The 7,533-nt window shown below is 60.0% G+C and carries 10 protein-coding genes; 8 read left to right on the forward strand and 2 right to left on the reverse strand.

The genetic code is table 11. The annotated features are described in order from the left end of the window. Positions 1-343: 343 nt before the first annotated feature. Positions 344-787, forward strand: a complete 444-nt coding sequence (locus ACP7AP_RS23545; protein WP_426038275.1) for a c-type cytochrome — start codon at positions 344-346, stop codon at positions 785-787. 46 nt (positions 788-833) lie between these two features. On the opposite strand, the gene ACP7AP_RS23550 is transcribed toward ACP7AP_RS23545, so the two are convergent. Beyond that, positions 834-1,118, reverse strand: coding sequence for an I78 family peptidase inhibitor (locus tag ACP7AP_RS23550; RefSeq protein ID WP_426038277.1), 285 nt, complete (start codon positions 1,116-1,118; stop codon positions 834-836). Positions 1,119-1,137: 19 nt separating this feature from the next. Further along, positions 1,138-1,422: an I78 family peptidase inhibitor gene (locus tag ACP7AP_RS23555; RefSeq protein WP_426038279.1), complete on the reverse strand. Its 285-nt coding sequence runs from the start codon at positions 1,420-1,422 to the stop codon at positions 1,138-1,140. A gap of 224 nt (positions 1,423-1,646) precedes the next feature. Between ACP7AP_RS23555 and ACP7AP_RS23560 the strand changes: the two genes are divergently transcribed. The 7 genes from ACP7AP_RS23560 (at position 1,647) to ACP7AP_RS23590 (ending at position 7,461) form a co-directional block, all read left to right on the forward strand. Continuing rightward, the gene (locus tag ACP7AP_RS23560; protein ID WP_426038281.1) at positions 1,647-2,777 is read left to right on the forward strand and encodes an S-(hydroxymethyl)glutathione dehydrogenase/class III alcohol dehydrogenase; all 1,131 of its coding nucleotides are present in this window, start codon (positions 1,647-1,649) and stop codon (positions 2,775-2,777) included. Positions 2,778-2,793: 16 nt separating this feature from the next. Then, a complete protein-coding gene (locus ACP7AP_RS23565; protein WP_426038283.1) occupies positions 2,794-3,186 on the forward strand; it encodes a hypothetical protein in 393 nt (130 codons plus the stop codon). A gap of 14 nt (positions 3,187-3,200) precedes the next feature. Further along, a complete protein-coding gene (locus tag ACP7AP_RS23570; protein ID WP_426038285.1) occupies positions 3,201-3,689 on the forward strand; it encodes a YbaK/EbsC family protein in 489 nt (162 codons plus the stop codon). A gap of 48 nt (positions 3,690-3,737) precedes the next feature. Beyond that, positions 3,738-5,285, forward strand: coding sequence for an acetolactate synthase large subunit (locus ACP7AP_RS23575; RefSeq protein ID WP_426038287.1), 1,548 nt, complete (start codon positions 3,738-3,740; stop codon positions 5,283-5,285). A 201-nt stretch (positions 5,286-5,486) separates the two neighbouring features. After that, complete coding sequence (locus tag ACP7AP_RS23580; protein WP_426038289.1) at positions 5,487-6,248, forward strand: NYN domain-containing protein; 762 nt, start codon at positions 5,487-5,489, stop codon at positions 6,246-6,248. An 86-nt stretch (positions 6,249-6,334) separates the two neighbouring features. Continuing rightward, entirely contained in the window at positions 6,335-6,919 is a 585-nt protein-coding gene (locus ACP7AP_RS23585) for a HupE/UreJ family protein (protein ID WP_426038291.1), read from the forward strand. Continuing rightward, entirely contained in the window at positions 6,916-7,461 is a 546-nt protein-coding gene (locus tag ACP7AP_RS23590; RefSeq protein ID WP_426038293.1) for a hypothetical protein, read from the forward strand. The genes ACP7AP_RS23585 and ACP7AP_RS23590 overlap by 4 nt, the downstream gene beginning before the upstream one ends. Positions 7,462-7,533: the final 72 nt, after the last annotated feature.

Below are 7,533 nucleotides of genomic sequence, written 5' to 3' on the forward strand. Positions count from 1 at the left end.
GTACCAAGCCCTCTGGACCGCCGTCGGTGCAGTCTGCGATCTATTCCATAGCCAGGAATGCAGAAACTACTTCAAAGCCGCAGGATATGGTCCCGATTGAAGGTGACTTGCTCTAACGGGATTTGCTCTTTGACAAATACTCAAATGCAGCGGCGCAGCCCGCGCTCGCTGTCCTATCGATCTCCCGGCAGAGCCGCTGAGTGGGGCCTCGATGGCCCCCGAGACGGCCGGTGTTTCCCGGTCAGAGCCGCAGCCCTCATTTTCCCGCCCTCAGACCAAAGTCTGTTCCCGTCTGCAAAGCTTTGGCTATACTGAACCCCTTGTCTCAACCCGGAGTTCTCTCATGCGTTTAGCCACCAAAGCCCTCGCCACCGCACTGACTCTTTTCGCAGGCATTGCCTTTGCTGAAGTCGAGGCCACCGACCCCTTGGTGATTGCCCAGCAATCTTTGATGAAATCCTTTGGCGGCGCCGCCAAGGCCCTGGGCGGTATGGCCTCGGGTGAGGTCGCCTATGATGCCACCGCCGCCGAAGCTGCCAAGGCGACTTTGATCGCGGGTTCTGCCGATATCCATGTCAAGTTTGAAAAGGCGGGCAACGATCCGGCTTCGGGGGCCAAGCCTGAAATCTGGACCAACTGGGATAATTTTGTCGCCAAAGCCACCGCTTTGAACACCGCAGCCACCGCGCTGGATACGACCTCGGCAGAGGGCATCAAGGCCGGGATGGGCGCGATTGGCGGTGCCTGCAAGGATTGCCACACCACCTACCGCGTGGCGACCAACTAAGCCGCAAACTGCTCTGGCCGCAGGAAAACGCCTGTGGCCAGAGCGTTTAGCCGCAGCTGACTCGGCTGATCACCTCTGCCGCATTGACCTCAATATTCAGCCGTTCGGCGGAATAATCCATTGTCACCGCCATGCCGGGGCGGATGATCCGCACGGTATGGGCGAAGCGCATCACCTCCAGCTTTTTCGCACTTTGGCCGACCAAATGCTGCAAGCCACTGGCGCCACAGGCGTCTTCTACCGGCAGAGGATCGGTCAGGGGTGGTTCAGGTTCGGGCACGCAGCCCATCAGCGCGACGGGCAGGGCAAGCAGGAGGGGCGAGAAACGCATTGGGTCACCTTTATTCTGACTACCCGCAAGATAGCCGAAGGATCAGCTGATCGTTAGTCACTTCTGCATTCAGCCGGGTTGGCACCACTTCGTCGGTGATTTCTTGCCCAGGCCACAATATCCGCAGCGGGCCTGCAAGCGGATGATCTGCCAGCAGGGTAAATGGCCGACCCACCACGTCGATCAGCCCTTCGGCACCGCACAGATCCGGCTGTGGTTTGAGCATTTTGGACACCGGCCCCATCCGCACCTGCCCACCCATCGCACAGGCCGCGAGGCAGGCAGCCGCCAGAACACCCAGCATGTTCCGCCGCATGAGAGGGGAAAACAAGGCAACCATATGCGCGCGGAACTTCCTACAAATCCTGCTGCAGTCTTAGCCCGCCCCGCGCCGCCGCAGCAACCACCAAAGCGGCAACAACCCGAAACAGGTCGTTTCCAGCGTTGCAATTTTTCGCGGCGTGGCCCAGTTTGACGCAAAACTCATCTGCCCAAAATCATCTGGCATAATCCCCTCGGAGGACCCCCATGCGCACCCGTGCAGCCGTAGCCTTAGCCCCCGGCAAACCGCTTGAAATCATGGAGGTCAACCTCGCCGATCCGAAACACGGCGAGGTTCTGGTCGAGATCAAGGCCACCGGCATCTGCCACACCGATGAATTCACTTTGTCGGGTGCCGACCCCGAGGGCCTGTTTCCGGCGATTTTGGGCCATGAAGGCGCAGGCGTGGTGATCGCCATCGGCCCCGGTGTCACCTCGCTGAAAGTCGGTGATCACGTTATCCCGCTTTACACGCCGGAATGTCGGGAATGCCCGTCGTGCCTTTCGCGCAAGACCAACCTTTGCACCGCCATTCGCACCACCCAAGGACAGGGCCTGATGCCCGACGGCACCTCGCGGTTCTCAATGCTGGATGGCACGCCGATCTATCATTACATGGGGTGTTCGACGTTTGCGAACCACACCGTTGTGCCGGAAATCGCGTTGGCGAAGGTGCGTGAGGATGCGCCTTTTGACAAGATTTGCTATATCGGTTGCGGCGTGACCACCGGCATTGGCGCGGTTCTGAACACCGCCAAGGTCGAGCATGACGCTACCGCTGTGGTGTTTGGCCTGGGCGGCATTGGTCTGAACGTCATTCAGGGTCTGAAAATGGCGGGGGCGCGGATGATCATCGGCGTCGATCTGAACAACGACAAAAAGGCTTGGGGCGAGAAGTTCGGGATGACGCATTTCATCAACCCGAAAGAAACCTCCGGCTCGGTGGTGCAGGCGATTGTCGATCTGACCAAGACGCCGTTCGATAAGATCGGTGGCGCGGATTACTCGTTTGATTGCACCGGCAACGTCAAGGTGATGCGGGATGCGCTGGAATGTACCCACCGTGGCTGGGGCCAGTCGATCATCATCGGCGTGGCTCCGGCTGGGGCGGTGATTGAGACACGCCCGTTCCAACTGGTCACCGGCCGGGTCTGGAAAGGCACCGCTTTTGGCGGCGCGCGGGGTCGCACCGACGTTCCGAAAATCGTCGATTGGTACATGGACGGCAGGATTGAGATCGACAGCCTGATCACCCATATTCTGCCGCTGGAGGACATCAACAAGGGCTTTGATCTGATGCATTCCGGCGAAAGCATCCGCGCCGTAGTGGTGTATTGACCGCATGGGCAAGGCGTTGAAATTCATCGTCCTTGCCCTGACCGTCTTGCTGACAGCCTTTCCCGTTGTAGCCGATGGGGAAGGCTTTGTGCGGTTCGTGCTGAACAATCAGCTGTTTGATCTGCCGCCCGACGCGATTGCGAGTGCGCGCGCGATCAAGGATTTCAACAACCAGGATGCGCTGGAAGTGACGGTGACGCCGGATTGGCTGGCCCCCCTGTCCAACTTTACCCAAGGTCCGCAGGGACGGACAATCTCGATCTTCGTCTGCGGCGCGCTGGTCGCCGAGCCGACGTTGCAAGGCAGGATTTCCGGGGGCAGATTTTTCCTGACCGGAGACCCGGATGTGATCCACAAAGCTGCGGTGTTTCTGGGCGCGCGTTCCTGCACGACGCTGCCGAACTCTTGACCTGAGGCAAGCCGATGGCCGCGACTCCGGGGGTGAAGTTTCTGGAAAGTAAGGGGGTCAGCTTCACCCTGCACCCCTACAGCTATGACCCGGATGCCGAAGCGGTGGGTCTGGCCGCCGCTGCCGCGCTGGGGTTGGAGCCAAGCCTGACCCTGAAAACCCTGATGGTCGAGGTCGATGGCAAGCCTGCGTGCTGCGTGATCCCCTCGGATCGGCAGCTGTCGATGAAGAAGGTTGCGGCGGCTTTCTGCGGCAAGGCGGCGGCGATGATGCCGTCTTTGAAGGCCGAGAAGCTGACCGGGTATCGGGTTGGCGGCATCAGCCCGTTTGGATCGAAGCGGGCGGTTCCGGTGGCGATAGAAGCCTCAGTCTGCGGCGTGCAAAGGGTCTGGATCAACGCAGGCCAGCGCGGGCTGCTGCTGGGCATTGCGCCTGATCAGGCTCTGGCGGCTGGCGGTGTTGGGGGCGCAAGCACTGGCGTTGATCGTCTGAGTTCGGGTTGAACCTGTCCGCCCGCGCGTGCAGACTGGCCGCAGCATAGGGAGATCACGATGAACGGTGCCGAGAGCTTGGTGAAGACGCTGCTGGCCTCGGGGGTAGAGGTTTGCTTTGCCAATCCGGGGACGTCGGAAATGCATTTCGTGGCGGCGCTGGATCGTCATCCTGAAATGCGCTGCATCCTGTGTTTGTTTGAGGGCGGGGTTTCGGGGGCGGCGGACGGCTATTACCGGATGTCGGGGCGGGTGGCGGCGACCCTGCTGCATCTGGCCCCCGGCTTTGGCAATGCTTTCGCCAATCTGCACAATGCGCATAAGGCGCAGTCGGGCATCGTCAACGTGATGGGCGATCACGCGAGTTACCATTTGAAGCATGAGAGCCCGCTGAAGGGCGATACCGTGGGGATTTCTCAGGCGATTTCGCATTGGACGCGGGTGTCAGCCTCGGCCCCGGATGTGGCGGTGGATGGCGCGGCGGCGGTGCAGGCGGCGCGGTCGGCCAATGGGCAGATTGCGACGTTGATCCTGCCAGCGAACACGGCTTGGGAGCAGGCAGAGGCTTCGGCGGTGGCGGCAGAGGCCCCGGCTTTGCGCAGGCCCCGCGCGGAAGATGTGGTGGCTGCGGCACGGGCTTTGCGGCTGCCGGGGGCGGCGTTGATGGTGGATGGTGCGGCGCTTTATACCGATTTGGGGCAGGTTGCGGCGCGAATTGCGCGGGCTTCAGGCTGCACGCTGATGGCGCCGTTTTTCTCGGCCCGCTCGCGGCGGGGGGCGGGGTCGGTCAAGTTGCAGCGGCTTGCCTATGAGGTGGATGCCAATGTGGGGATTCTGGCGGATAAGTCGGTGTTGGTGTTGTGCGGCACTCAGCGCCCAACGGCGTTTTTCGCTTATCCGGGCAAGCCGAGCCTGCCTGAATCGCCCGAGTGCCGGGTGATCGAGCTGTGCTCGATTGATATGGATTACGCTTGGACCTTGCAGGAAATTGCGCGGGAATTGGGGGCTTTGGATGATCTGCCAGTGGAGGCGTTTCAGGCGCTCGATCTGCCTGCGCTGCCTTCGGGGGCGATGAGCCTTGAGAAGGTCGGCCAAGCGATTGCGCATCTGATGCCGGAGGATTGCGTGGTGGTGAATGAGGCGATCACCTCGGGTGTTTCGGTGGACACACCGATGGTCGCCGCACGCGGTCATGATGTGCTGGTGACGATGGGCGGGGCGATTGGCCAGTGTCTGCCTGCAGCGGTGGGGGCGGCGGTGGCCTGCCCGGATCGCAAGGTGCTGGCTTTGTCGGGCGATGGATCGGCGATGTATACGCTGCAATCACTGTGGACGATGGCGCGCGAGGGGTTGGACGTTTGCGTGGTGATCTTTGCCAACCGGACTTACAAAATCCTGCATGGCGAGTTGGTGAATGTCGGCGTTGCGAATGTGGGGCGCAATGTGAACCGGATGTTTGATATGGTGGAACCCAGCTTGGACTGGGTGGCGCTGGCGCAGGGGCATGGCGTGGACGCGGTGCGGGCGGTGACGGCGGATGAATTTGTGAGCGCGTTCGCGGGGGCGATGACGCGGCGCGGGCCGTTTTTGATCGAGGTGGCTTGCTGAAACTACGGCTCTGGCCGTTTCATCTGTTCTTAAATATCCCCGCCGCAGGCTTCCTACATTGATCAAAGGAGCCTCCGGCGGGGATATTTAAGAACAGATGAAAGCAAATTTTAGATAAAGTTTAGGAATTTCGGGCATTGGCGGTTTTCTCTATCCGCCGTGCGCGATTTCGGGCATCACCAAAGGAAAAGCGAGGGTCTTATGTCAGCCAATATGACGACGATTGCCGGGAGGACGCCGCGGTTGGCGGTGTTGATCGACGCCGATAACGTACCTGCACGCCATGCGGTGGCGATTTTGGATGAGATTGCCAGCTTTGGCGACCCATCCTTGCGGCGGGTTTACGGGGATTGGTCTAGCCAAGCGTTGACGCAGTGGAAGGAAGCCGCGCGGGATTTGGGGTTGGTGATGCATCAGCAATCGGCCAATACCAAGGGCAAGAATGCATCGGATATTGGTCTGGTGATTGACGCGATGGATATTTTGCACGCAGGAAAAGTCGATGGCTTTGTGCTGGTGTCGTCGGACAGCGATTTCACCCGATTGGCCAGCCGTATCCGCGAGGATGGCTTGCAGGTGATCGGGATTGGCGAGTCTAAGACCCCGGATTCACTGCGGAAAGTCTGCAATCGGTTTGTGTTTATCGAGAATATCGACAGTGGGGCGGAAGTGTTGGAGGCCAAGCCCGGCAAGCCGGATGTGGGCCGCGCCGAGCCCGTGGCGGCGGGCAAGCAATCGGCGGCGCAGGCTATTCCGTTGATCAGCGATGCGATGAAAAAGATCGACCCGGATCAGGATGATTATTCGTTGGGGCAGTTGGGGCAGGTGATCACGCAACTGCATCCTGACTTTGATCCGCGGTCTTATGGGTCGGCCAAGCTATCGGATCTGCTGCGCAAGACCGGGCGGTTCGAGGTGTTTCAAGGGCTGAACAACGCGATGAAGGTGCGGGATAAGGCGTAGAGTTCACGCTAAGGCATGTGATGATGCGTTGTGCTGAAACTAATCTCCTGCGGTGACGTAACTACCAAGCATCAGGGAGATATAAAATGAAATTATTAGCACCCGGCTTGACGATACTGACGTTCATCGCGTCAGCCAGTGCGGCATCCGCCCATATCGGCGGCATTCCGGGTGGTTTTGCCAGTGGCTTTCTTCATCCGATTTTGGGCTGGGACCATGTGGCGGCTATGGTGGCGGTTGGTATCTGGGGCGCGTTTTTAGGTCGCCCGGCGCTGTGGTTGCTGCCCATTTTGTTCCCGATGATCATGGCCTGTGGAGCGGCGTTGGGCATTGCGGGCGTGCCGCTGAGCCATATTGAGACCGGGATTGCTTTATCCAGCATGGTGCTGGGGGTGCTGGTGCTGTTTGGTGTCAGAACGCCGTTGTGGGTCGCCTGTATCGTGATTGGCATCTTTGCGGTCTGTCACGGCTATGCGCATGGGGTTGAATTGCCAGAGGCGTCAAATCCGTTGTCGTTTGCGATTGGCTTCATCGTCAGCACCGGGCTGTTGCACCTGTGTGGCATCGGGATCGGCTATCTGACCAAGTATCAGGGCGGCAAGATTGTGGTGCGGGCGACCGGAGCGGTGATCGCCTTGGTGGGCACGGCGTTTCTTGTGGGCGCGATGTGAAGATCGGTATCGCTTGCGGGGCGGCAGCTTTTGCGCTGTGGCCCGGCTTGGCTTTGGCGCATGGGATGGGGAATTCGGTTGGCTTTCGGCTGACGCTTGAATCGATGCTTGAGTCGATCAATTCCCCGGTTATCCCATTGCTGTTAATTGGCTTTGCAGTTCTGGCCGGAACCAGCGGTGCGGATCGCGCGCGTCTTGCTGCGGGCTGCTTTTTGGCGGGATTGCTGGCGGGTATCCCTGCCGCCAACGGATCCGGCGTTTATGGTGCGGTTGCTGCGCTGAGTGTCGGGGCTTTGTGCAGCGTGGTGTCAGCCGCCAGCCTGCGCGCGACGCCGAAGTTTGTGCTGCCTGTGTTGAGCGTTGCTGCGGGTCTTGCCGCGACGATCTACAACCTTGATGGCCATGCGGTGGCGTCGCTGCCGATTGCGGTGCATTTTGGCATTGTTTTGGGGCCCTTTATTACGGCCCTCGCGCTGATCAGTTGGATCGTGATTATACTAGAGCAAGTCACCTTCAATCGGGACCATATCCTGCGGCTTTGAAGTAGTTTCTGCATTCCTGGCTATGGAATAGATCGCAGACTGCACCGACGGCGGTCCAGAGGGCTTGGTACG

The sequence above is a fragment of the Cypionkella sp. TWP1-2-1b2 genome (genome assembly GCF_049896245.1).
GTDB lineage: Bacteria > Pseudomonadota > Alphaproteobacteria > Rhodobacterales > Rhodobacteraceae > Cypionkella.

Excerpts from the sequence above, each read along its gene's own strand:
- ACP7AP_RS23545 (WP_426038275.1), top strand. The coding sequence starts at position 344 with ATGCGTTTAGCCACCAAAGCCCTCGCCACCGCACTGACTCTTTTCGCA.
- ACP7AP_RS23550 (WP_426038277.1), bottom strand. The coding sequence starts at position 1,118 with ATGCGTTTCTCGCCCCTCCTGCTTGCCCTGCCCGTCGCGCTGATGGGC.
- ACP7AP_RS23555 (WP_426038279.1), bottom strand. The coding sequence starts at position 1,422 with ATGCTGGGTGTTCTGGCGGCTGCCTGCCTCGCGGCCTGTGCGATGGGT.
- ACP7AP_RS23560 (WP_426038281.1), top strand. The coding sequence starts at position 1,647 with ATGCGCACCCGTGCAGCCGTAGCCTTAGCCCCCGGCAAACCGCTTGAA.
- ACP7AP_RS23570 (WP_426038285.1), top strand. The coding sequence starts at position 3,201 with ATGGCCGCGACTCCGGGGGTGAAGTTTCTGGAAAGTAAGGGGGTCAGC.
- ACP7AP_RS23575 (WP_426038287.1), top strand. The coding sequence starts at position 3,738 with ATGAACGGTGCCGAGAGCTTGGTGAAGACGCTGCTGGCCTCGGGGGTA.
- ACP7AP_RS23580 (WP_426038289.1), top strand. The coding sequence starts at position 5,487 with ATGTCAGCCAATATGACGACGATTGCCGGGAGGACGCCGCGGTTGGCG.
- ACP7AP_RS23585 (WP_426038291.1), top strand. The coding sequence starts at position 6,335 with ATGAAATTATTAGCACCCGGCTTGACGATACTGACGTTCATCGCGTCA.